Origin of the sequence: Achromobacter sp. Marseille-Q4962 (assembly GCF_943737005.1) — a bacterium.
In the GTDB taxonomy this organism is placed as follows: domain Bacteria; phylum Pseudomonadota; class Gammaproteobacteria; order Burkholderiales; family Burkholderiaceae_B; genus Achromobacter.
Genome location: NZ_CALSFU010000014.1, coordinates 116,450 through 138,086, shown reverse-complemented (window position 1 = coordinate 138,086; position 21,637 = coordinate 116,450). Strand labels below are relative to the sequence as shown.

The window sequence follows — 21,637 nt, the reverse complement described above, 5'->3', positions numbered from 1 at the left end:
GGACGGAAGGCCTCGTCACCGCAGCGGGACCACGGCCTTCACGAACAGGCCCTGCGTCATGATCTGGTCGGGCGGGAACGTGCCCAGGGGCACCACCTCGTCCACCTGCGCGATGGCATGGCGCGCCGCCATGCACATCACGGGATTGAAATTGCGCGCCGCATGGCGGTACATGAGGTTGCCCCAGCGGTCGCCCCGGTGCGCCCGGATCAGCGCGAAATCGCCGTGCAGCGGATGCTCCAGCACATAGCCCACGCCGTCGATGACCTCCTGGCGGCGGCCCCGCGCCAACTCCGTGCCGTAGCCCGTGGGCGTATAGAACGGCCCCAGCCCCGCCCCGGCCGCGCGCAGCCGCTCGGCCAGCGTGCCCTGCGGCACGCACTCGAGCTCGACCTCGCCGGCGCGGAAAGCGCGCGCGAAAGCCTCCGAATTGGGCGGGCGCGGATGCGAGCAGATGATCTTGCGCACCTGCCGGCGGTTCAGCAGCGCGGCGATGCCGCGGTCGAAAGTGCCGGCATTGTTGGCGATGATGGTCAGCTCGCGCCGGCCCAGCTCGGCCAGGCACTGCAGCAGCTCATAAGGCACGCCGGCTTCGCCGAAACCGCCCACCAGCACCGAGGCGCCGTCCGGAATGACGGACACCGCCTCGACCATGGATTCCTGGATCTTGTCGATCATTCATTGCTCCTTCGCCAGCCCGGCCGCGTCCACGATCGCCTTCCACCGCGCGCGTTCCTGGTCGATGAAGGCGCCGAACTCCGCCGGCGTGTTGCCGCCGGCCTGCCCGCCCATGGCGCGGAAGCGCTCGCGGACCTCGGGGCTTCGCACCGCGTCGCGCGCCGCCGCGTAGAGCTTGTCGATGACCGGCGCGGGCGTGCCGGCCGGCGCCATCAGGCCGAACCAGGCCGTCACCACCATATCCTTGACGCCGGCCTCGGCCATCGTGGGCACGTCGGGCAGCTCGGGCTGGCGCTGCGCGCTGGTGACCGCCAGCGCCCGCAGCTTGCCGGACTGGATGTACGGCATGGAACTGGGCAGGTTGTCGATCATGAAGCTGAACTGGTTGCCCAGCAGCGCCGCCACGGCCGGCCCGGCTCCTTTGTAGGCCACGTGCGTGCCGCCGATGCCGGCGCGCTGCTTGAACAGCTCCGCCGACAGATGCGGCGACTGGCCCGCGCCCGAGCTGCCGAACGACACGCCGCCCGGGTTTTTCCTGGCCCAGTCCACCAGGTCGGCCACCGTGCGCGCGGGCGAGCCCTCGTTCACCACCAGCACGTTGGGCACGGAAATCACCAGGGTGACAGGCGCGAAGTCCTGCGGCTTGTAGGGCAGCGTCTTGTAGAGGGCGTAATTGATGGCGTTGGGGCCGATATTGCCCATGAGCAGCGTATAGCCGTCGGGCCGGGCGCGCGCCAGCGCCTGCGCGCCGATGATGCCCGCCGCCCCAGCGCGGTTCTCCACGATGACCTGCTGGCCCAGCGAGGCGGCCATCTTGTCGGCGATCAGGCGCGCGGAAATGTCGGTGGTGCCGCCGGGCGAAGCGGGAATGATGAGCGTGACCGGCCGTTCGGGCCAGGCGGCCTGGGCCGCGTTCGCCAGGGCAAGAGCCATCGCGCCGGCGGCCAGCCAGCGTATCGGTTGCAGCATGCTTGTCTCCCTACGCGGCCTCTGTGCGGACCGTCTGGAGAGCTAGTGTGAGCGCCGCCGCGGCGGAAGGCCATTCTCGAATCCCGAGGCCGGCGTTCGCCTGGGCCGAAGAGTCCGCCGGCCGCCCGCGGCGGCGCGCAAAAGCAAAGGGCCGCCCCAAGGGCGGCCCCGGCTTGCCGCAGGCCCGGGATCAGGCGGCCTTCTTCAGCTCCTGCACCTTGTCGGTGGCTTCCCACGAGAATTCCGGCTCGGAACGGCCGAAGTGGCCATAGGCGGCGGTCTTGGCGTAGATGGGGCGCAGCAGGTCGAGCATGTTGACGATGCCGCGCGGGCGCAGGTCGAAGTGCTCGCGCACCAGGCGGGCGATCTGGTCGTCGGGAATGACGCCGGTGCCTTCGGTGTAGACGGTGATGTTGATGGGCTCGGCCACGCCGATGGCGTAGCTCACCTGCACCTGGCACTGGCGCGCCAGGCCGGCGGCCACGATGTTCTTGGCCACGTAGCGCGCGGCGTAGGCGGCCGAGCGGTCGACCTTGGACGGATCCTTGCCCGAGAACGCGCCGCCGCCGTGCGGGCACGCGCCGCCATAGGTGTCGACGATGATCTTGCGGCCGGTCAGGCCGCAATCGCCTTGCGGGCCGCCGATGACGAAGCGGCCCGTGGGGTTCACCAGGAACTTGGTCTTGGGCGTGATGAGGCCCTCGGCGAAGCTGGGCTTGATGATGTCTTCGATGACGGCTTCGCGGATGGTTTCCTGCGAAACTTCCGGCGCGTGCTGCGTGGACAGCACCACGGTGTCCACCTCGACCGGGCGGCCGTCCACGTAGCGGAAGGTCACCTGCGACTTGGCGTCAGGGCGCAGCCAGGGCAGGCGGCCGTCCTTGCGCAGCTCGCTCTGGCGCTGCACCAGGCGGTGCGCGTACCAGATCGGCGCGGGCATGAGATCGGGGGTTTCGTCGCAGGCGTAGCCGAACATCAGGCCCTGGTCGCCGGCGCCCTGGTTCAGGTAGTCTTCCGAGGTGCGGTCCACGCCCTGGGCGATGTCGGGCGACTGCTTGTCGTAGGCCACGAGCACGCCGCAGCCCTTGTAGTCGATGCCGTAGTCGGTATTGTCGTAGCCGATGCGGCGGATGGTGTCGCGGGCGACCTGGATGTAGTCGACGTTGGCGGTGGTGGTGATTTCGCCAGCCAGCACGACCAGGCCGGTGTTGCACAGCGTTTCCGCGGCAACGCGGGCATTCGGGTCCTGCGTGAAGATGGCGTCCAGAATCGCGTCGGAAATCTGGTCGGCGACCTTGTCGGGATGGCCTTCGGAGACGGATTCGGAAGTGAAGAGAAAATCGTTGTTGGCCACAGATGCGTCCTTACGTGTCCGGCAGAGCCGGTGCATGGGTTCACGAGGCGCGTTGCACCCCGGACCGCAAGGCAGACTGATCTGGGCGCGACGCTTTAGCGGATTTGGAAGGCCCGGAGCGATGCGCCGCCGGCCCGCCGTCGCCCCGCAAGTTGTCGGTTAACTCGGCGACAAAGACTATTTTAGGCGAAAATGCGCATCTCATGCTGGCGGCCGGGTTCTTTCCATATTCCCGGTCAACAGCATGAACATGCCCGATCTTCGTCCTTTGCCGCATGCTGCTCACCCTGTTTCGCCTGCTTGCCCGCCTGCCCCTGCCCGCCGCGCATGCCCTGGGCCGCGCGCTCGGCCTGGCCGCCTATGCCTGGCCCGGCAAGTACCGCGACCGCCTGCGCGCCAACGCGGCCCAGGCGGGCTACCCCGGCAATGCCTTTGCCCGCCGCGCCGCCGCGCAGACGGGCGCGATGATTCTGGAAATGCCGCGCGTCTGGTTCCGCTCCCGCCAAAGCCTGGCGCAGACCACCTCGGATGACTTCGACGCCGTGGTCGGGCCGGCGCGCGCCGAAGGCCGCGGCATCCTGTTCCTCACGCCGCACCTGGGCTGTTTCGAGATCACCGCGCGCTACGTGGCCCAGCGCCTGCCCATGACGGTCATGTTCCGCCCGCCGCGCAAAGACATGCTCGCGCCCCTGCTCGACACTGCGCGCAACAGCTCCAACGTGCGCGCCGTGCCCGCCACCCTGCAAGGCGTGCGCGAATTCGTGCGCACGCTGCGCAAAGGCGAGTGCGTAGGCATGCTGCCCGACCAGGCGCCGGGCGAGGGCGAAGGCGTGTGGGCGCCCTTCTTCGGCCGCATGGCCTACACCATGACGCTGCCCGGCAAGCTCGCCACGCAGACCCGCGTGCCGGTGATCCTCGTGGCCGGTGTGCGCCTGCCGCGCGGCAAGGGCTGGCGCCTGCATTTCGTGCGCGTGCCCGAGCCCCTGCCCGAAGACCCCACGCAGCAGGCCGCTCTCATCAACGCCTCCATGGAAGCGGTGATCCGGCGTTATCCCGAGCAGTACCTGTGGAGCTACAACCGCTACAAGACGCCGCGCGGCGCGCCGCCGCCGCCCGCCGACGGCCAGGCCGCCGCGCCCGAAGCCCGATGACGCCGCGTTCCGACATGACCGACCCCAAGCCCCGCGACCTCAAGACCCGCGCGCTGATTGCCCTGCTGAAATGGTTTGCCCGCATGCGTCCCGCCGCCCGGCAGCGCGCCGGGGCGTTCGTGGGCTGGCTCGCGCTCAACCTGGCCCGCTCGCGCGCGCGCATCGTGCGCCGCAATCTCGAGCTCTGCTTTCCCGATCAGCCCGCCAGCGTGCGCGAACGCTGGACGACCGAGCATTTCCGGGCGCTGGGCCAGTCCATCGTCGACCGCGGCGTGCTCTGGTACGGCACGCCCGAGGCCATCCGCGACATGGTCACCGAAAGCGGCGCGCAACGCATCCAGGAGGAGGTCGCCGCGGGGCGGCCGGTCATCCTGCTGGCGCCGCACTTCATCGGGCTGGACGCCGCCGCCACCCGCCTCACCATGGATGCGCCCACCGGCGCCACCCTGTACACGCCGCAGAGCGATCCCGGCATCGACGCGGTGGTGCGCGCCGGGCGGGCGCGCTTTAACGAGGTATTCCTCGTGAGCCGCAAGGACGGCGTGCGCGGCCTCATCCGCCACCTCAAGGAACGCCGCCCCGTCTATTACCTGCCCGACATGGACTTCGGCCGCCAGGGCTCGGTCTTCGTGCCCTTCTTCGGCGTGCCCGCCGCCACGCTGGTGGCCACCGCCCAGCTCGCGCGCAAATGGAACGCCGCCGTAATGCCGGTGCTCAATTACTGGAACCCCGAAACCGGGCGCTACCACGTCGAGGTGCTGCCCCCGCTGCAGGACTTTCCCGGCACGGACTCGCTCGAGGAGGCCACCGCGCGCCTGAACCGCGAGCTGGAAACCTGGGTGCTGCGCTGCCCCAGCCAGTATTACTGGGTGCACCGCCGCTTCAAGACCCGCCCCCTGGGAGAAGCCAAGCTGTACTGAATGCGCGATAATCCCGCCCATGAACTGGAACTTCACCAAAATGCATGGCGCGGGCAACGACTTCGTCGTCCTCGACGGGGTGCGCCAGGCCATCGACATGACGCCCGAGCGCGCGCGCGCGCTGGCCGACCGCCATTTCGGGGTGGGCGCCGACCAGATCCTGCTGGTCGAACGCGCCACCCGGCCCGACGCCGACTTCCGCTACCGCATCTTCAATGCCGACGGCAGCGAGGTCGAGCATTGCGGCAACGGGGCGCGCTGCTTCGTGCGCTTCGTGCACGAAGCAGGGCTGTCCGACCGCAACCCGCTGCGCGCCGAAATCTCCACCGGCATCCTGGTGCTGGACGAAGGCGAAGACGAACAGGTCACGGTGGACATGGGCAGCACCCGCTTCGAACCCGGCGCCCTGCCTTTCGACACCACGGGCCTGCAGGCCCGCGCCGAAGGCCGGGACACGCTCTGGCCGCTCGAACTGGACGGGCCGGCCGGGCCGCCCCGCCGCGTGGAAATTTCCGCCGTGGCGATTTCCAACCCCCATGCGGTGCAGGTGGTGGACGACGTGGACGCCGCGCCCGTGGCAGTCATGGGCCCGCTCATCGAGCGCCACCCGCGCTTTCCGCGCCGGGTCAACGCCGGCTTCATGCAAGTGCAAGACCGCCACAACATCCGCCTGCGCGTCTACGAGCGCGGCGCCGGCGAAACCCTGGCCTGCGGCACGGGCGCCTGCGCCGCCGTGGCCGCGGGCATCCGCCGCGGCCTGCTCGATTCGCCCGTGCGCGTGCAGACGCGCGGCGGCGTGCTCACCGTGGCCTGGGACGGCGAGCGGCTGCGCATGACCGGCCCCGCGCAATCCGTCTTCAAGGGCCAGCTCGACATCGACAAACTCGTATTCTCCCTGGCGCTGAACCGCTGATCCCATGACCGATACCGTTTTCAACGCCCAAGACATCGCCCGCTTCCTGCAGGAAAACCCCGCGTTCTTCGACGAGCACGCCGACGTGTTCGCCACGCTGCAGGTGCCCCATCCCCACGGCTCGCGCGCCATCTCGCTCGGCGAGCGCCAGATCATGACGCTGCGCGAGCGCAATCGCGAACTCGAATGGCGTCTCAGCGAGCTTGTGCGCAACGCCAACGCCAACGAAAGCATCGGCAGCCACATCACCCAATGGTGCTGCCGCCTGCTGGCCGAAACCCAGGCGCGGAACGTGCCCGGCGAAATCGCCCTGGGCCTGGCCGAGCAATTCGAGCTGAACCACGTCGCCCTGCGCCTCTGGAACCTGGAAGGCCTGCCCGACACGGGCTACGGCGCGCCGGTGAGCGAAGACGTGCGCACCTTCGCCGACAGCCTCAAGGCCCCCTACTGCGGGACCGACACCGCCTTCGAGGCCGTGAAATGGCTGGACGCCGCGCCCAGGTCGCTCGCGCTGGTGGCGCTGCGCCTGGAAACCGACGGCCCCAGCGTGGGCCTGCTGGTGCTGGGCTCGGACGACCCCGCGCGCTTCTCGCCGGAAATGGGCACGGACTTCCTCGACCGCATCGCCCTGCTTGCCTCGGCGGCCCTGCGCCGCCTGCAGGCCGCCTGAGGCATGGCGCGGCCCGGCAACCCCGCGCAACCCGCCGGGGCAGGGGCTGCCCGGACACGGGCCGCCCCTGCGCAGGCCGCCTCTACGCGGGCCGCCCGGGCCAAGACCCCGGTCACGCAGGCCGCCGGCACGTCCGCCACGCCGGCGGCGCCTCCCGCCGAACCCCTGGCCGCGCCGCTGGACGCCTGGCTGCGCCACCTGCGGGCCAACCGCCGCTACTCTCCCCACACCCTCGACGGATACGGCCGCGAACTGCGCTTCCTGCAGGCGCTTGCCACACAGGCCGGCCTGCCGCTGGACCGGCTCGCCAACGGCCACATCCGCCAGTTCGTCGCGCGCCTGCACGCCCAGGGCCGCGGGCCGCGCAGCCTGGCGCGCACGCTGGCCGCCTGGCGCGGCTTCTATCAATGGTGGGCGCCCGCCGCCGGCCTCACGGCCAACCCGGTCGCCGGCGTGCGCGCGCCCAAGGCCCCGCGCAGCCTGCCCAAGGCGCTTTCGGTGGAACAGGCCCAGGCGCTGCTGGACCGCGCGCCCGCCCGGCTCGCCACCGAGCCCGCGGCGCTGCGCGACCAGGCGATATTGGAACTGCTGTATTCCAGCGGCCTGCGGCTGTCCGAACTCGTGGGGCTCGACCTGCGCTACACGCGCGCTGCCGGCTACGAGTCGCGCGGCTGGCTCAATCTGGAAGAGGCCGAGGTCGTCGTGCTGGGCAAGGGCGGCAAGCGCCGCTCGGTGCCCGTGGGCCGGCAGGCCCGGGAAGCGCTGCGCGCATGGATGGCGGCGCGCGCCCAGCTGGCCGCCGCCGCGGCCGGGCCCTCGGACGAGGCCGCCCTCTTTTTGGGCGCGCGGGGCCGCCGCATTTCGCCGCGCGTGGTGCAGGCGCGGCTGGCCGAGATCGCCCGGCAGGCCGGGCTGCCCATGCACGTGCACCCGCACGTGCTGCGCCACAGCTTCGCCAGCCACGTGCTGCAGTCGGCGCAAGACCTGCGCGCCGTGCAGGAACTGCTGGGGCACGCCAACATCTCCACCACCCAGGTCTACACCCGGCTGGACTTCCAGCACCTGGCCCAGGCCTACGACCAGGCGCATCCGCGGGCCGGGCGCAAATCCTGACCCGCACGGGCCTGCCCTACCAGGGCGGGCCGCCCGCCAGCGCGCCGCCCAGCAGCAGCAACCCCAGCAGCAGAATGGCCAGCGCCGCCAGCGCCTCGACCGCGTAGCGCAGGCGCGCGGCCCCGCGGCCCGACAGCCGGCGGCCGAGCCGGTTGGCCGCCCCGCCCGCCGCCGCCGCCATGCAGGCCAGCGCCGCCACCGTCAGGCCCGTGCCCAGGCCCATGGCCAGCGCCGACGCCACGCCCGCCGCGAAGAACCCCTGCGACAGCGCGAACACCAGCACGATCAGCGCGCCGCTGCAGGGCCGCAGCCCCACCGCGCCGATGGCGCCGGCGGCGCGCCGCCAGTCCCAGGGCCCGGCCGCCAGCTCAGGCGGCGGCACGTGCGCATGCCCGCAACCGCAATGCGCGCCGTGCGCGTGAAGGTCATGCACATGGAGAACGTCGCGGCCGGACGCATGATGGCGGATGCTTCCAGCGCCATGGCTGTGGCCGTGCGCATGATGATGCTCGTGCGCAGCGCCATGGTGGCGGCCGTGGTCATGATCATCGCCGCCGTCTGCCGCGCGCCGGGCGCCCAGCGGGCGCAGCGCCTTGGCCCACACCAGCCACGCGCCCAGCGCGGTCACCAGCGCGTACGAAGCCAGTTCCAGCCAGCGCGTCGCCGCGTTCATGACGGCCGCCGTGGCGTTGAACGCCAGCGCCAGCAGCGCCACCACGGCAATCGCCACCAGCGCCTGGACCAGCGAGGCGGCCAGCGCCAGCAGCGCGCCGTTGCGGGCGGTCTGGCGGTTGGCGAGCACATAAGAGGAAATCACCGCCTTGCCGTGGCCCGGCCCCAGCGCGTGGAACACGCCATAGGCGAAAGACAGCCCGATCAGCGTCCAGGCTGCGCCGCCGTCGGCCTGCCAGGCCCGCAGCGCGCCGGTGAGCTGGCGGTAGAACTGCGCCTGCCAGGCCGCCGCCTGCCCGAACAGGCCCGGCAGCCAGCCCGCGCCGCCGCTTTCCGGTACGCCGAACGGGTGCGCGGCCTGGGCCGCGGCCACGGCGAACAGCCAGCACAGCGCGGCCGCCAGCGCGACGCGGCCGGGTTTCAGGAACATCGCAGCACGATGCGGTGCGTCAGCCCCTTGGTCACGGCGAACAGTTCTGCGGGCAGGGCGTCGGGGTCGGCCGGAATGGCGGCCAGTTGCTGCATGGTCTTCCAATCCAGCTCCTTGGGTTTGCGGTAGTCGGCCTTGCAGGCCCGTGCGCCGGGTCCGTCCACCGCCACGGCGCCGGGCGCATCGAAGGCATAGGCCACGAAATACGTGGGATCGTAGATGTCTACCTGCGCGCCGTCCGGCCCCGGCGCCACGGGCCGGACCAGCGGCAGCGTGAACACCAGCGTCAGCCGCTGGGTGCGGGGATCCCAGCGCACGCGCGCGTCGCGGGGCTCGGCGAAGGCCTGCGGCCGGCCCTGCACCGTCACCCGCGTGAAATAGTGCGACACCGGCTCGCCCAGCGACCGCATCCAGTCGCGCGCCATGCCTTCCAGCAGCGCGGGCGGCAGCTCCCCGCGCTTGCCGCGCTTCAGGCCCTGGGTGGCATAGGCGCCGAACATCTCGTCGAACAGCCATTCCTGGCGCACGGCGGCGACGCGGCGCTGGCCGTCGACTTCGAGCACCGCGTGCGCGTCTATCCACATGTGCGGATGCGCCTGCGCCGCGGCGGGCGCGAACAGGGCGGCCGCGGCGATCAGGGCTGCATGGCCGCGGCGAGCTGGCTGGCGTTCCATTCGAACATTTCCAGATAAGTGGCCGCCGGCCGGCCCGGCTTGGACAGGGCGTCGGAATACAGCGTGCCGCCCACCTTGGCGCCGGTCTCGCGCGCGATCTGCTGCACCAGGCGCGGGCTGCTGATGTTCTCCACGAACACGGCCGGCACGTGCTCGCGCCGGACCTGCTCGATGAGGCGGGCAACGTCGCCGGCCGACGGCTCGGCATCGGTGGAAATGCCCGCCACCGGCAGGAAGGACACGCCGTACGCCTCGCCGAAATAGCCGAAAGCGTCGTGCGACGTCACGACCTTGCGGCGCTCGGCCGGGATGGCGGCAAAAGTCTTGCGCAGCGAGGCGTCCAGCGCCTGCAGCCGGGCTGCGTAGGCCTCGGCGCGCCGGCGGTAGGCCTCGGCGTGCGCGGGGTCGGCCGCCGCCAGGCCCTCGGCGATGTTGCGCACGTAGATCACGCCGTTGGCGAGGTTCTGCCATGCGTGCGGGTCGAGGTCGCCATGGGAGTGCGCCTGGCCGTGGTCGTGGTCGTGGCCATCATGGCCGTGGTCTTCGCCGGCCTCGAACCTGCGCGGCGTCACGCCTTGCGAGGCCACCACCGTCCGGCCCTTGAAGCCGGAGGACTTGACCAGCCCCGGCAGCCAGGCCTCGAACGCCAGGCCGTTGACGAACAGCACCTGCGCCGCCGCCAGGGTCTTGACGTCGCCCGGCGTGGGCTCGTATTCGTGGGCGTCGCCGTCCGGGCCGACCAGCACGCTGACTTGCACGTCGGGGCCGCCCACTTCGCGCACCATGTCGCCCAGGATGGAAAAGCTCGCCACCGCCTGCAGGGGGCGGGCGGCCTGCGCCGCGCCGGCCGGCGCGGCCAGCGCCAGGGCGGTCAGCAGCAGCAGCGCCCGGCGGCGCGGCGATATGGTCTTGAACATCCTACTCTCCTCGTCGAAACCGGGCCGGCGCCCCGCGCCGCGCCCGAAGCAGCCCGCCCTGCGGGCCGGCTGCGATGGAACATACGTAGCAGGCGCCGGCCGCCAGAATGATGGCGGGCGAGGCCGGCACGTTGTAGTGGTAGGACGCCAGCAGGCCCGCCACCGACGCCGCCACCCCGATCGCCGCGGCCAGCGGGGCCTGGCGGGCCGCCGACACCGCCCAGAAGCGCGCCGCCGCGGCGGGCAGCATCATCATGCCCACCACCATCAGCGTGCCCAGCACCTGGAATCCCGCCACCAGGTTCACCACCACCAGCACCAGAAACCCCATGTGCACCCAGGCCCCGCGTCCGCCGCAGGCGCGCAGAAAACCCGGGTCCAGGCATTCCGCCGCCAGCAGCCGGTAAAGGGCCGCCAGCACGAGCAGCGTCAGGCTGGCCGTGCCGGTGACCAGCAGCAGCGCCGCGTCGTCCAGGCCCAGCACCGTGCCGAACAGCACGTGCAGCAAATCCATGTTGGAGCCGCGCAGCGACACCAGCAGCACCCCCAGCCCCAGCGAGATCAGGTAGAACGCCGCAAAGCTGGCGTCTTCGCGCAGCGGCGTCATGCGCGCCACCAGGGCGGCCAGCAGCGCCACCGCCAGGCCGGTGACGACGCCCCCCAGCATCATGGCGCCCAGCGACAGGCCGGCCGCCAGGAACCCCGCCGCCACGCCCGGCAGGATGGCGTGCGACATGGCGTCGCCCATGAGGCTCATGCGCCGCAGCACCAGGAACACGCCCAGCGGCGCGCCGCCCAGCGCCAGCGCGCAAGTGCCGGCCAGGGCGCGCCGCATGAATCCGTAGTCGGCGAAAGGCGACACCGCCCATTCGTACAGGCTCATGCCCACGCCTCCGCATGCCAGCGCCGGGCCGTCTTGAGATTGGCCTCGGTCAGCACGCCGGCCGTGTCGCCCCAGGCGACGACCCGGCCCGAAAGCAGCACGCATTGTGGGAAGTCCTCGCGGATCATGTCGAGGTCGTGCATGACCGCCACCACCGTGCGCCCCTCCTCGTGCAGGCGGCGCAGCAGCGACATGAGCCGCTGCGCGGTGTGGCTGTCCACCGCCGCAAAGGGCTCGTCCAGCAGCAGCACCGGCGCGTCCTGCACCAGCATGCGCGCGAAGAGCGCGCGCTGCATCTGGCCGCCCGACAGCGTGTCCGCACCCCGGCCCGCCAGGTGCGCCAGCCCCACCTGCTCCAGCACCGCCATGCAGCGGTCCAGCTCGTCGCGCCCATAGCGCCGCCACGCGCCCACGCGCCGCCAGGCGCCCATGGCGACGAGGTCCAGCACGGTGACGGGAAAGGCGCGGTCCAGCTCGCAGGCCTGCGGCAGCCAGGACAGCCCGGCGCGCCCCGCCCCGCCGACGCGCACGGCGCCCGACCAGGGGCGCAGCACGCCCATGATGCCCTTGAGCAGCGTGGACTTGCCGGCCCCGTTGGGCCCGGCCACGGCGGTCAGGCTGCCCGGCGCAAACCGGCCGGACACGTGTTCCAGCACGGCGCGCCCGTGCCAGCCGAAGGACGCGTCGTCCAGCGCGATCGCGGCCGGCTCGGCGACCGCGCGTCGGGCGCTGGCGGATGGCCCGCAAGCCGCGCTGGCGGCCGTCATTGCGGCGGCCACCATTGCAGCGCCCAGCCCGTCAGCAGCCAGAGGCCGGCCACGGCGGCCAGCGCCCACGCCATGCGGCGCCAGGCGGAAACCAGGAAAGCGGAGCGGCGCGCCGCAGCCCCGGAGGCGGGGCCGGCGGACACCGAAGGCAGAGAATGCGGCATGGGAAAAAGACGTGGAAAACGGAAAAACCGGGCGGCCGAAGCCCGCCCCGAAAAATGATTATGTTATATCATAACCAAACTGCCTTGTAGCCTGGCCAGCGTGTCCATACCCGGAGGTTTTCTGATACCTTCCAGGCATCGCGCCTCGCGCGCCGTCCTCTTTTTCAGAAACCGCCCGCCATGCCCGCCCCTTCCGGTTCTCCCGACAACGACACCGTAGGCGCCCAGCTCAGCGTCGCCGAGGCGTTGTGCGAACAGCGCGGCCGGCGTCTCACCCCCATCCGCCGCAAGGTGCTGGAGCTGCTGCTGCGCCATGGCCGCAGCCTCAAGGCCTATGAGCTGCTCGACGCCATGCGCGCCGTGCACCCCGGCGCCGCGCCCCCCACCGTATACCGCGCGCTGGACTTCCTCATGGACGAAGGCCTCATCCACCGCCTGGACGCGGTCAATGCCTGGAGCGCCTGTCATGACGCGGGCGGCGCGCCGCACGACCTGCTGGTGGTCTGCACCGGCTGCGGCGCGGTGGCCGAACTGAGCGACCCGGCCATGAGCCGCCAGCTCGCCGAGCGCGTGGCCCAGACGGGCTACGTGCTGGCCACCCACGAAACCGAAATCCGCGCCCTTTGCCCTCAATGCCAGCAAAAGCAGCCGGCCGAGGGCGGCCACCCTCATCACCACTGAACGGGGGCCTGGCCGCGCGGGGACTTGATTTCCCCCAACCCGCCCCCAATTGATGGTATCGCCCGATACCTGGCGGCGTACGGCCGCGATCCGGCCCGGGCGCGGCCCCGGGTTGCTCCGGGGTTTGCCCACCGCCGCCGACTGTGCTGTAATCCTGCGTCCGGCCGCGATTGGCGGCCCACGCAGCCCGTGGCCCAAGACACCTGGCGCCCGCCCGGCACCCATCCGGCGCCTGCGCCGCCCGGCCCCACCGGCCCGGTGTCCGACGCCTTGACTTCACGTTAGCCGCTTCGCCATGAACACCCCGCGCAGTTTGGACAAAATGGTTCCCGTCACCATCCTCACCGGCTTTCTCGGTGCGGGCAAGACCACCCTGCTCAAGCGCATCCTCACCGAATTCCACGGCCGCCGCGTGGCGGTCATCGAAAACGAGTTCGGACCCGAGAGCATCGACAACGACCTGCTGGTGCAGGACAGCAACGAGGAAATCATCGAGCTGTCCAACGGCTGCGTCTGCTGCACGGTGCGCGGCGACCTGATGCGCACGCTGTCCGACCTGCGCGCCAAGCGCGAAGCCGGCGCGCTGAACTTCGAGCGCGTCATCATCGAGACCACCGGCATGGCCAACCCCGGCCCGGTGTGCCAGACCTTCTTCATGGACGACGACATCGCCGAGTACTACCGCCTGGACGCGGTGGTCACGGTGGTCGACGCCAAGCACGGCATGGCCACGCTGGACGAGCAGCCCGAGGCCCAGAAGCAGGTCGGCTTCGCCGACCGCATCCTCATCTCGAAGAAAGACCTGGTCAACGAGGTCGACTACGAAGCGCTGCGCTCGCGCCTGGTGCACATGAATCCGCGCGCGCCCATCACGCCGGTCAACTTCGGCGAGGCCGACCTGAAGTCCATCATCGACATCAGCGGCTTCAACCTGAATTCCATCCTCGACATCGACCCGGACTTCCTGGCCGATGAGCACCCCGACGCCGCCCACGACCATGGGCACGATCACGATCATGGCCATGATCATGACCACGAGGGCGAGTGCGGGGCGCATTGCAATCATGCCCACCATCATCACCCTCACCACCACGACGACGAGATCGGCGCCTTCGTGTTCCGTTCGAACAAGCCGTTCGATCCCGTGCGCCTCGAAGAATTCCTGGGCGGCGTGGTGCAGGTCTACGGACCCGACCTGCTGCGGTACAAGGGCATCCTGTACATGAAAGGCATCAACCGCCGCATGCTGTTCCAGGGCGTGCACATGATGATGGGCGCCGAACCCGGCAAGCCGTGGACCGCGGCCGAAAAACCGTCCACCAAAATGGTGTTCATCGGCCGCAAGCTGCCCCAGGAGATTTTCACCCGGGGCTTGGAGCAGTGCCTGGCGGGGTAAACCCCCTCTTTCAGATACGTGACGCAACGCGACGATGGCAGTACTGTGAGGTACGAATAGCGTAGGCAATCAGCAACACGGTCGGGAACAGGGACACCCGCGCCAGGATCGATTCATAGTGGAGTGTTTTCATGGCTACCAAGGCAGCAACCAAAAAATCAAGCAAGTCGACGAGCGATACGGCGATTGATCTGCCCAGCGAAGAGGAAATGCTGGCCATGCCCGAGTCCGACTACATGAACGAGCGCCAGCTGGCGTTCTTCAAGGAACGGCTCAAACAACTCGAACAGGACATCCTCGCCAACGCGGGCGAAACCACCGAGCACCTGCGCGAAACGCAGTTCGTGCCCGATCCGGCCGACCGCGCCACCATCGAGGAAGAGCACGCTCTCGAACTGCGCACGCGCGACCGCGAACGCAAGCTCCTGAAGAAGGTGCAGCAGTCTATCGCGCGCATCGACAGCGGCGAATACGGCTGGTGCGAAGAAACCGGCGAGCCCATCGGCATCCCCCGCCTGCTGGCCCGCCCCACGGCCACCCTGTCCCTGGAAGCCCAGGAACGCCGCGAAATGCGCCAGAAGCTCTACGGCGACTGATCCCCGCCGACCCGTCCCGTTTTCAAGCCGACGGATGAAAGGCTATGCTGGTTTTCCAGCATGGCCTTTTTCTTTTGTGCGCCGTCCGGCGCGCAAGTCTTGATTTTCACCCCAGCGCCCCCAGCTAATCCCTTCAAAGGAAGGAACGCATGGAACAATTTCACGCCACCACCATCGTATGCGTGCGACGCGGCAACCGCGTCGCGCTCGGCGGCGATGGCCAGGTCACCCTGGGCAACATCGTCATCAAGGGCACCGCGCGCAAGATCCGCCGCCTCTACCAGGACAAGATCCTCGCCGGCTTCGCAGGCGCCACGGCCGACGCCTTCACCCTGCAGGAACGCTTCGAGGCCAAGCTCGAAAAGCACCAGGGCAACCTGATGCGCGCCGCCGTCGAGCTCACTCGCGACTGGCGCACCGACCGCGTGCTGCGCCGCCTGGAAGCCATGCTCATCGTGGCCGACATCGAACACACGCTGGTGCTCACCGGCAACGGCGACGTCCTGGAGCCCGAGCACGGTCTGGCCGCCATCGGCTCCGGCGGCGCCTATGCGCAATCCGCCGCCCTGGCGCTGCTGCGCAACACCGAGCTGCCGCCCGAAGACATCGTCAAGCAGTCGCTCGAAATCGCCGGCGACCTCTGCATCTACACCAACCAGAACCACGTCATCGAAACGCTGGGCGCCTGACGCCCGCCCGGCCGGCGCCCAGCTCCGCCGGCCCGCTCCGCCCCAAGGATCCGCCCCATGTCCGCATCCAACATGACGCCCGGAGAAATCGTCTCCGAACTCGACAAATACATCATCGGCCAGAACCGCGCCAAGCGGGCCGTGGCCGTGGCGCTGCGCAACCGCTGGCGCCGCCAGCAGGTGGCCGAGCCCCTGCGCCATGAAATCCACCCCAAGAACATCCTCATGATCGGCCCCACCGGCGTGGGCAAGACCGAGATCGCCCGCCGCCTGGCCAAGCTGGCCAACGCGCCCTTCATCAAGATCGAGGCCACCAAGTTCACCGAAGTCGGCTACGTGGGCCGCGACGTGGACACCATCATCCGCGACCTCACCGAATACTCCATCAAGCAGACCCGCGAGATGGAAATGCGCCGCGTGCGCACCCAGGCCGAAGACGCCGCCGAAGACCGCATCCTCGACGCCCTCGTCCCGCCGGCGCGCGGCGCCAACGGCGAACCCGACCGCGGCGAAGACAACAGCGCCCGCCAGACCTTCCGCAAGCGCCTGCGCGAAGGCAAGATCGACGACCTCGAAATCGAGATCGAAATCGCCCAGCCCGTGCCCCAGATGGACGTCATGACGCCGCCCGGCATGGAAGAAATGGCCGAGCAGCTGCGCGGCATGTTCGCCGGCCTGGCGCGCGACAAGAAGAAATCCAAGAAAATGAAAGTGCGCGAAGCCTTCAAGCTCATCGTCGACGAAGAAGCCGGCAAGCGCGTCAACGAAGAAGACCTGCGCGCCGCCGCCATCGCCAACGTGGAGCAGAACGGCATCGTCTTCCTCGACGAAATCGACAAGATCGCAGCGCGCCAGGAAACCGGCGGCGCCGACGTCTCGCGCCAGGGCGTGCAGCGCGACCTGCTGCCGCTGGTCGAAGGCACCACCGTCAACACCCGCTACGGCATGGTGCGCACCGACCACATCCTGTTCATCGCCTCCGGCGCCTTCCATCTCTCGCGCCCGTCCGACCTGATTCCCGAACTGCAGGGACGCTTCCCCATCCGCGTCGAACTCGACTCGCTCACGGCCGAAGACTTCGTGCGCATCCTCTCCGACACCGACGCCTCGCTCACCAAGCAATACGCCGCGCTGATGGAAACCGAAGGGCTCGAACTCGAATTCACCGACGAAGGCGTGCGCCGGCTGGCCGAACTGGCCTACGAGGTCAACGAAACCACCGAAAACATCGGCGCCCGCCGCCTGTACACGGTGATGGAGAAACTGCTGGAGGAACTGTCGTTCGACGCCACGTCCAGCCAGGACAAACATGTGAAGATCGACGCCGCCTACGTCAACGCGCAGTTGTCGGAAGCCGCCAGCAGCCAGGATTTGGCCCGCTACGTGCTGTAGCGGCATCCGCCGGCGGCGCACCCCGCCACCGCGCGCATAAAAAGCCGGAACCCGCCCTGCCAGGCGGTTCCGGCTTTCTTGTTTTGCAGGCGCGCCGCCTCAGTTGCTGATCGCCGTCACCACATACTTGCCGTCCTTGCGCTCGGCAGTGAACTTCACCTTGTCGCCCGCCTTGATCTTCGCCAGCAGCGCCGGATCGGCCTGATACACCAGCGTCATGGCCGGCAGATCCAGCGCCTTGATCGCATCGTGCTTGATCGTCACCTTGCCCGCGGCCGGATCCACGCGGCGCACCTCGCCGCTGGCCTGGGCCTGCTGCGCGAACGCCAGCGGTGTCGCCAGCGACACCACGGCCATCGCGGTCGCCACCGCCATCGGCGCTGCGTATTTGCGGTTGAAAGCCATGCAGATATCCTCCGATTGCAAGAAAAGCGTGGAACCGGCGTGCGCCGCTACCCTGCTATCCGTAGTGCTAGGATACCGCCCTTGTGCAACAGTCACCCGAAAGGAACGCAACAGTCCTGACCATTGATTGCGTCCCGCGGGCCGCACGCCCGCCCTCCTCGGGCCCGGACACAAAATCCGAACCATTCGTCACTATTTCAGGAATTTTCATGGCCAACCGCCTATCTGTCATTGCCACCCGCACGGGAGACGACGGCACCACGGGTCTTGGGGACGGATCCCGTACGCCCAAGGATGCCGTGCGCATCGCGGCGATCGGCGATGTCGACGAATTGAACAGCGTGATCGGCGTCCTGCTGACCGAAGACTTGCCCGCCGAGATATCCGCCGACCTGCTGACCATTCAACACGACTTGTTCGACATGGGCGCGGAACTCTGCATCCCGGGCCACACTGCGCTGACGGATGAACACATCGTCCGTCTGGATGCGCGCCTGGCCCACTACAACAAGACCCTGCCGCCCTTGCGCGAATTCATCCTGCCGGGCGGTTCCCGCGGCTCGGCGCAGGCGCACGTGGCTCGCACGGTGTGCCGCCGCGCCGAACGTGCCGTCGTGACGCTGGCTCGTACCGACTCGGTGAACCCGCCCGTGCGCCAATACCTGAACCGCCTGTCGGACCTGATGTTCGTGCTGGCGCGTTGTATAAACCAGCATGCGGGGCAGAAAGACACGTTCTGGGCGGGCGCCCAGGCGCGCAAATAGTCCCGCGCCAAGAGGGCCAGGCGCCGCCAGGCCCTGAGGATTTGAAGAATATGAGCATTGTGGTGACGGGCGGGGCTGGCTTCATCGGCTCCAACTTCGTATTGGATTGGCTCGCCTGCAGCGACGAGCCCGTCGTTACGCTGGACAAGCTCACCTACGCCGGCAATCCCGACAACCTGGCGTCTCTACGAGGCGATCCCCGGCACACCCTCATCCAGGGCGATATCGGCGATCCGGAGACCGTTTCACGCCTTTTGCGCACCCATGCGCCGCGAGCGGTGATCAACTTCGCGGCCGAGACCCATGTCGACCGCTCCATCGCCGACCCCGAATCCTTCGTCCAGGCCAACATCGTCGGCACCTCCCGCCTGCTGACCACAGTGCGCGACTATTGGACCGGTCTGCCGGCAAGCGCGCAAACAGGTTTCCGCTTCGTGCACGTGTCCACCGACGAGGTCTACGGCACGCTGGGAAAGACGGATCCAGCGTTTACGGAGATGACTCCCTACGCGCCCAATAGTCCCTACTCCGCAAGCAAGGCGGCAAGCGACCATCTGGTGCGGGCCTTTCACACCACCTACGGGCTGCCGGTGCTGACCTCGAACTGTGCAAACAACTACGGCCCCTACCAGTTCCCGGAAAAACTGATCCCGCTGGTCGTCCACAATGCGCTCGCCGGCAAGTCCCTGCCCATCTATGGCGACGGCATGCAAATCCGCGACTGGCTATACGTGGCCGACCATTGCGATGCGATCCGCAAGATACTGGACGCTGGCCAGCCGGGAGCGACCTACAACGTGGGCGGCTGGAACGAAAAGACCAACCTCGACGTAGTGCGGCACGTCTGCGCGCTGCTCGACGAGCTCAGTCCCCGGATCGACGGGCAGCCCTACGCCGCCCAGATCACGCACGTCGCCGACCGGCCCGGCCATGACCGCCGCTATGCGGTCGACGCCAGCCGCCTGCGGCGCGAACTGGGCTGGAAGCCTGCGGAAACATTCGAAAGCGGCATCCGAAAAACGGTACTCTGGTACCTGGGCCACCCGCAGTGGGTGGCGAATGTCGCCAGTGGCGCCTATCGCGACTGGGCCAAAGAACGCTACGAAACTTAGCAAAGGCCGCGTGAAGATCTTATTGTTGGGCAAAGACGGCCAGGTGGGCCGGGAACTGTGTCGCGCCCTGCTCCCGTTGGGAGAGGTCGTGGCGCTGGGCCGCAGCGATGCCGACCTGCGCAACCGGGACGCGCTGCTCGCAGCTCTGGCGACCTGCCCGGCCGACGTAATCGTGAACGCCGCAGCCTGGACCGCAGTGGACAAGGCTGAAAGCGATCCCGACACCGCCCTCCAGGTCAATGCAAGCGCGGCCTCCGTCCTGGCGCGTCATGCACGCGCCGCTGGCGCCTTGCTGGTGCACTATTCGACCGACTACGTCTTCGACGGCGCGCTGGCGCGGCCCTACACGGAAGCCGACACCCCGCATCCCTTGAACGTATACGGCAGCACCAAGCTCGCCGGCGAACAGGCCATCCATGCAAGCGGCTGCGATGCGCTGGTGTTCAGGACCAGCTGGGTCTACTCGGCGCATGGCAGCAATTTTCTGAAAACCATGTTGCGCCTGGCGCGGGAACGCGAAACCCTGGACGTGGTGGCGGACCAGCATGGCGCGCCGACTTCGGCCGAGTTGGTCGCGGACCTTAGCGTGCAGGCGATCCAGCGCCGCCGAGCGGGCCTATTGCCCGCCGGCACCTACCATCTGGCGGCAAGCGGCTCTACCAGCTGGCATGGCTTCGCAAAATACATCATCGCCGGCGCTGCGGCGCGCGGCGCTGCCCTGAAGCTGGTTCCCGAAAAAATCCGCGCAGTCGCGGCGCGCGACTACCCGGCCGCCGCGCAAAGGCCACGCAATTCCATACTGGACACGTCCCTGCTCTCAAACGCGTTGCAACGCGAAATGCCGCCCTGGACCGAGCCGGTCGACCGTGTCCTGGATCAACTCGTCAAACCTGGAGACCCCGCATGGCGCGCAAAGGCATAGTTCTGGCCGGCGGCTCGGGCGTCCGGCTGCATCCGGCGACGCTGGCCATCAGCAAACAGCTGCTGCCGGTCTTCGACAAGCCGATGATCTATTACCCGCTCACGACCCTGATGCTGGCGGGCATCCGTGACATCCTGGTTATTTCTACACCCCAGGACACGCCGCGCTTCCAGCAATTGCTGGGCGATGGTTCGCAGTGGGGACTGAACCTCGAGTATGCGGTGCAACCGTCTCCCGACGGCTTGGCGCAAGCCTTCCTTATTGGCGCGCCCTTCATCGGCCGGGAGGCTTCGGCGCTGGTGCTGGGAGACAACATCTTCTACGGCCATGAATTGCCCCAGCTGCTGCAACGCGCCAATGCGCGTGCGGACGGCGCCACCGTGTTCGCCTACCATGTCCAGGATGCCCAACGCTACGGCGTGGCGAAGTTCGACCAGCATGGCAAGGTCCTCTCCATCGAGGAAAAGCCAGCCCGGCCGCGCTCCAGCTATGCAGTGACCGGACTGTATTTCTACGACAACGACGTCATCGACATCGCGCGGGGAATCCGGCCGTCCGCGCGGGGCGAACTCGAAATCACCGACGTCAACCAGCACTATCTGGAACAAGGCCGGCTGGCCGTGGAGATCATGGGCCGGGGCTACGCATGGCTGGACACCGGCACCCATGAATCGCTGTTGGAGGCTGGCCAGTTCATCGCCACGCTGGAACATCGCCAAGGGCTGAAAGTGGCCTGCCCCGAGGAAATCGCCTTTCGCCAGGGCTGGATCAGCGCCGACGCACTGGAAAAACTGGCAGCTCCCCTGGCCAAAAGCGGCTATGGTCAGTACCTGATGCGTCTCGTGATGGACAAGGTGTTCTGATGAAGGCCATCCCCCAAGCCATTCCCGAAGTGTTGCTCCTGGAGCCCAGGGTGCTGGGTGACGAACGCGGCTTTTTCTTCGAAAGTTTCAACCAGGCCGCGTTCGAAGCGGCGACGGGACTGCAGCCCCGCTTCGTGCAAGACAACCATTCGCGTTCGATCCAGGGCGTGTTGCGCGGGCTGCACTACCAGATCGAACAGCCCCAGGGCAAGCTCGTCCGCGTATGCGCGGGCGAGATCTTCGACGTCGCGGTGGATTTGCGGCGCAGTTCGCCGTCATTCGGGAAATGGGTAGGCACTCTGCTCAGCGCGGAGAACAAGCGCCAGGTGTGGATCCCCGAGGGCTTCGCCCACGGCTTTCTGACGCTATCGGATTTTGCAGAGGTCCTGTACAAAACCACGGACTATTACGCTCCACGGCACGAACGCTGCATCCGGTGGGACGACCCGGAGCTGGCAATCGCCTGGCCCTGCCGGCAACTGCCGCTGCTTTCCGAGAAGGATCGCAATGGCGCGTCGTTTGCCGACGCGCCGGCCTACTGA

General features: G+C 68.7%; 26 protein-coding genes. 15 read left to right on the top strand and 11 right to left on the bottom strand.

What is annotated here, in order from left to right:
- Window positions 1–15: 15 nt before the first annotated feature.
- The 3 genes from NGJ44_RS14325 to metK all read right to left on the bottom strand — a co-directional run bounded on the left by NGJ44_RS14325 (window position 16) and on the right by metK (window position 3,001).
- Entirely contained in the window at window positions 16–678 is a 663-nt protein-coding gene (locus NGJ44_RS14325; RefSeq protein ID WP_251864343.1) for a 3-oxoacid CoA-transferase subunit A, read from the bottom strand.
- Window positions 679–1,647, bottom strand: a complete 969-nt coding sequence (locus tag NGJ44_RS14320; RefSeq protein ID WP_251864342.1) for a Bug family tripartite tricarboxylate transporter substrate binding protein — start codon at window positions 1,645–1,647, stop codon at window positions 679–681.
- A 190-nt stretch (window positions 1,648–1,837) separates the two neighbouring features.
- Window positions 1,838–3,001 (bottom strand): methionine adenosyltransferase, encoded by a 1,164-nt coding sequence (metK, locus tag NGJ44_RS14315; protein WP_053246817.1) that lies wholly within the window; start codon window positions 2,999–3,001, stop codon window positions 1,838–1,840.
- Between the two features lie 275 nt (window positions 3,002–3,276).
- Between metK and NGJ44_RS14310 the strand changes: the two genes are divergently transcribed.
- Genes NGJ44_RS14310 through xerC form a run of 5 tightly spaced genes read left to right on the top strand, consistent with a single transcriptional unit; the run spans window position 3,277 to window position 7,768 of the window.
- Entirely contained in the window at window positions 3,277–4,152 is an 876-nt protein-coding gene (locus tag NGJ44_RS14310) for a lysophospholipid acyltransferase family protein (protein ID WP_251864341.1), read from the top strand.
- On the top strand, window positions 4,149–5,072 hold the full coding sequence (locus NGJ44_RS14305) for a lysophospholipid acyltransferase family protein (protein WP_251864340.1): 924 nt from the start codon (window positions 4,149–4,151) through the stop codon (window positions 5,070–5,072). Before NGJ44_RS14310 ends, NGJ44_RS14305 begins: the two co-directional genes overlap by 4 nt.
- A 19-nt stretch (window positions 5,073–5,091) precedes the next feature.
- Window positions 5,092–5,985 (top strand): diaminopimelate epimerase, encoded by an 894-nt coding sequence (gene dapF, locus NGJ44_RS14300; protein ID WP_251864339.1) that lies wholly within the window; start codon window positions 5,092–5,094, stop codon window positions 5,983–5,985.
- Between the two features lie 4 nt (window positions 5,986–5,989).
- Complete coding sequence (locus tag NGJ44_RS14295) at window positions 5,990–6,655, top strand: DUF484 family protein (protein WP_251864338.1); 666 nt, start codon at window positions 5,990–5,992, stop codon at window positions 6,653–6,655.
- A gap of 3 nt (window positions 6,656–6,658) precedes the next feature.
- Window positions 6,659–7,768, top strand: coding sequence for a tyrosine recombinase XerC (gene xerC / locus NGJ44_RS14290; protein ID WP_251864337.1), 1,110 nt, complete (start codon window positions 6,659–6,661; stop codon window positions 7,766–7,768).
- A gap of 16 nt (window positions 7,769–7,784) precedes the next feature.
- Here xerC and NGJ44_RS14285 read toward each other — a convergent pair whose 3' ends face one another.
- From NGJ44_RS14285 to NGJ44_RS14260, 6 genes are read right to left on the bottom strand one after another with little or no spacing between them, the layout of a single operon-like run.
- Complete coding sequence (locus NGJ44_RS14285; RefSeq protein ID WP_251864336.1) at window positions 7,785–8,870, bottom strand: nickel/cobalt transporter; 1,086 nt, start codon at window positions 8,868–8,870, stop codon at window positions 7,785–7,787.
- Complete coding sequence (locus NGJ44_RS14280; RefSeq protein WP_502802134.1) at window positions 8,861–9,544, bottom strand: DUF1007 family protein; 684 nt, start codon at window positions 9,542–9,544, stop codon at window positions 8,861–8,863. The genes NGJ44_RS14285 and NGJ44_RS14280 overlap by 10 nt, the downstream gene beginning before the upstream one ends.
- Entirely contained in the window at window positions 9,505–10,461 is a 957-nt protein-coding gene (locus tag NGJ44_RS14275) for a metal ABC transporter substrate-binding protein (protein WP_251864335.1), read from the bottom strand. Before NGJ44_RS14275 ends, NGJ44_RS14280 begins: the two co-directional genes overlap by 40 nt.
- A 1-nt stretch (window position 10,462) precedes the next feature.
- Window positions 10,463–11,344, bottom strand: a complete 882-nt coding sequence (locus NGJ44_RS14270; RefSeq protein WP_251864334.1) for a metal ABC transporter permease — start codon at window positions 11,342–11,344, stop codon at window positions 10,463–10,465.
- Window positions 11,341–12,126, bottom strand: a complete 786-nt coding sequence (aztA, locus tag NGJ44_RS14265; RefSeq protein ID WP_502802133.1) for a zinc ABC transporter ATP-binding protein AztA — start codon at window positions 12,124–12,126, stop codon at window positions 11,341–11,343. Before aztA ends, NGJ44_RS14270 begins: the two co-directional genes overlap by 4 nt.
- Entirely contained in the window at window positions 12,108–12,275 is a 168-nt protein-coding gene (locus NGJ44_RS14260; protein ID WP_251864333.1) for a hypothetical protein, read from the bottom strand. Before NGJ44_RS14260 ends, aztA begins: the two co-directional genes overlap by 19 nt.
- 180 nt (window positions 12,276–12,455) lie before the next feature.
- On the opposite strand from NGJ44_RS14260, the gene NGJ44_RS14255 reads away from it, so the two are divergent.
- Entirely contained in the window at window positions 12,456–12,956 is a 501-nt protein-coding gene (locus NGJ44_RS14255) for a Fur family transcriptional regulator (protein WP_251864332.1), read from the top strand.
- A gap of 295 nt (window positions 12,957–13,251) precedes the next feature.
- Window positions 13,252–14,352 carry a CobW family GTP-binding protein gene (locus tag NGJ44_RS14250; RefSeq protein ID WP_251864331.1) on the top strand — a complete coding sequence of 367 codons (1,101 nt, stop codon included), beginning with the start codon at window positions 13,252–13,254 and terminating at the stop codon, window positions 14,350–14,352.
- 10 nt (window positions 14,353–14,362) lie between these two features.
- Here NGJ44_RS14250 and NGJ44_RS14245 read toward each other — a convergent pair whose 3' ends face one another.
- Window positions 14,363–14,572: a hypothetical protein gene (locus NGJ44_RS14245; protein WP_251864364.1), complete on the bottom strand. Its 210-nt coding sequence runs from the start codon at window positions 14,570–14,572 to the stop codon at window positions 14,363–14,365.
- Here NGJ44_RS14245 and dksA point away from each other — a divergent pair.
- The 3 genes from dksA (at window position 14,484) to hslU (ending at window position 17,029) form a co-directional block, all read left to right on the top strand.
- The gene (dksA, locus tag NGJ44_RS14240; RefSeq protein ID WP_251864330.1) at window positions 14,484–14,948 is read left to right on the top strand and encodes an RNA polymerase-binding protein DksA; all 465 of its coding nucleotides are present in this window, start codon (window positions 14,484–14,486) and stop codon (window positions 14,946–14,948) included. The two genes, NGJ44_RS14245 and dksA, sit on opposite strands and share 89 nt — an antisense overlap.
- Before the next feature lie 149 nt (window positions 14,949–15,097).
- Window positions 15,098–15,637 (top strand): ATP-dependent protease subunit HslV, encoded by a 540-nt coding sequence (hslV, locus tag NGJ44_RS14235; protein WP_251864329.1) that lies wholly within the window; start codon window positions 15,098–15,100, stop codon window positions 15,635–15,637.
- 57 nt (window positions 15,638–15,694) lie between these two features.
- Window positions 15,695–17,029 (top strand): ATP-dependent protease ATPase subunit HslU, encoded by a 1,335-nt coding sequence (gene hslU, locus NGJ44_RS14230; protein ID WP_251864328.1) that lies wholly within the window; start codon window positions 15,695–15,697, stop codon window positions 17,027–17,029.
- A gap of 99 nt (window positions 17,030–17,128) precedes the next feature.
- Here the strand turns inward: hslU and NGJ44_RS14225 are convergent, their stop codons facing one another.
- Window positions 17,129–17,434 carry a copper-binding protein gene (locus NGJ44_RS14225; protein ID WP_251864327.1) on the bottom strand — a complete coding sequence of 102 codons (306 nt, stop codon included), beginning with the start codon at window positions 17,432–17,434 and terminating at the stop codon, window positions 17,129–17,131.
- Between the two features lie 209 nt (window positions 17,435–17,643).
- On the opposite strand from NGJ44_RS14225, the gene NGJ44_RS14220 reads away from it, so the two are divergent.
- From NGJ44_RS14220 to rfbC, 5 genes are read left to right on the top strand one after another with little or no spacing between them, the layout of a single operon-like run.
- Window positions 17,644–18,198, top strand: a complete 555-nt coding sequence (locus NGJ44_RS14220) for a cob(I)yrinic acid a,c-diamide adenosyltransferase (RefSeq protein WP_251864326.1) — start codon at window positions 17,644–17,646, stop codon at window positions 18,196–18,198.
- Between the two features lie 50 nt (window positions 18,199–18,248).
- A complete protein-coding gene (gene rfbB, locus NGJ44_RS14215; protein WP_251864325.1) occupies window positions 18,249–19,310 on the top strand; it encodes a dTDP-glucose 4,6-dehydratase in 1,062 nt (353 codons plus the stop codon).
- 10 nt (window positions 19,311–19,320) lie between these two features.
- Window positions 19,321–20,232 carry a dTDP-4-dehydrorhamnose reductase gene (gene rfbD, locus NGJ44_RS14210; protein ID WP_251864324.1) on the top strand — a complete coding sequence of 304 codons (912 nt, stop codon included), beginning with the start codon at window positions 19,321–19,323 and terminating at the stop codon, window positions 20,230–20,232.
- Window positions 20,214–21,095: a glucose-1-phosphate thymidylyltransferase RfbA gene (rfbA, locus tag NGJ44_RS14205; protein ID WP_251864323.1), complete on the top strand. Its 882-nt coding sequence runs from the start codon at window positions 20,214–20,216 to the stop codon at window positions 21,093–21,095. The genes rfbD and rfbA overlap by 19 nt, the downstream gene beginning before the upstream one ends.
- A complete protein-coding gene (gene rfbC / locus NGJ44_RS14200) occupies window positions 21,095–21,637 on the top strand; it encodes a dTDP-4-dehydrorhamnose 3,5-epimerase (RefSeq protein WP_251864322.1) in 543 nt (180 codons plus the stop codon). Before rfbA ends, rfbC begins: the two co-directional genes overlap by 1 nt.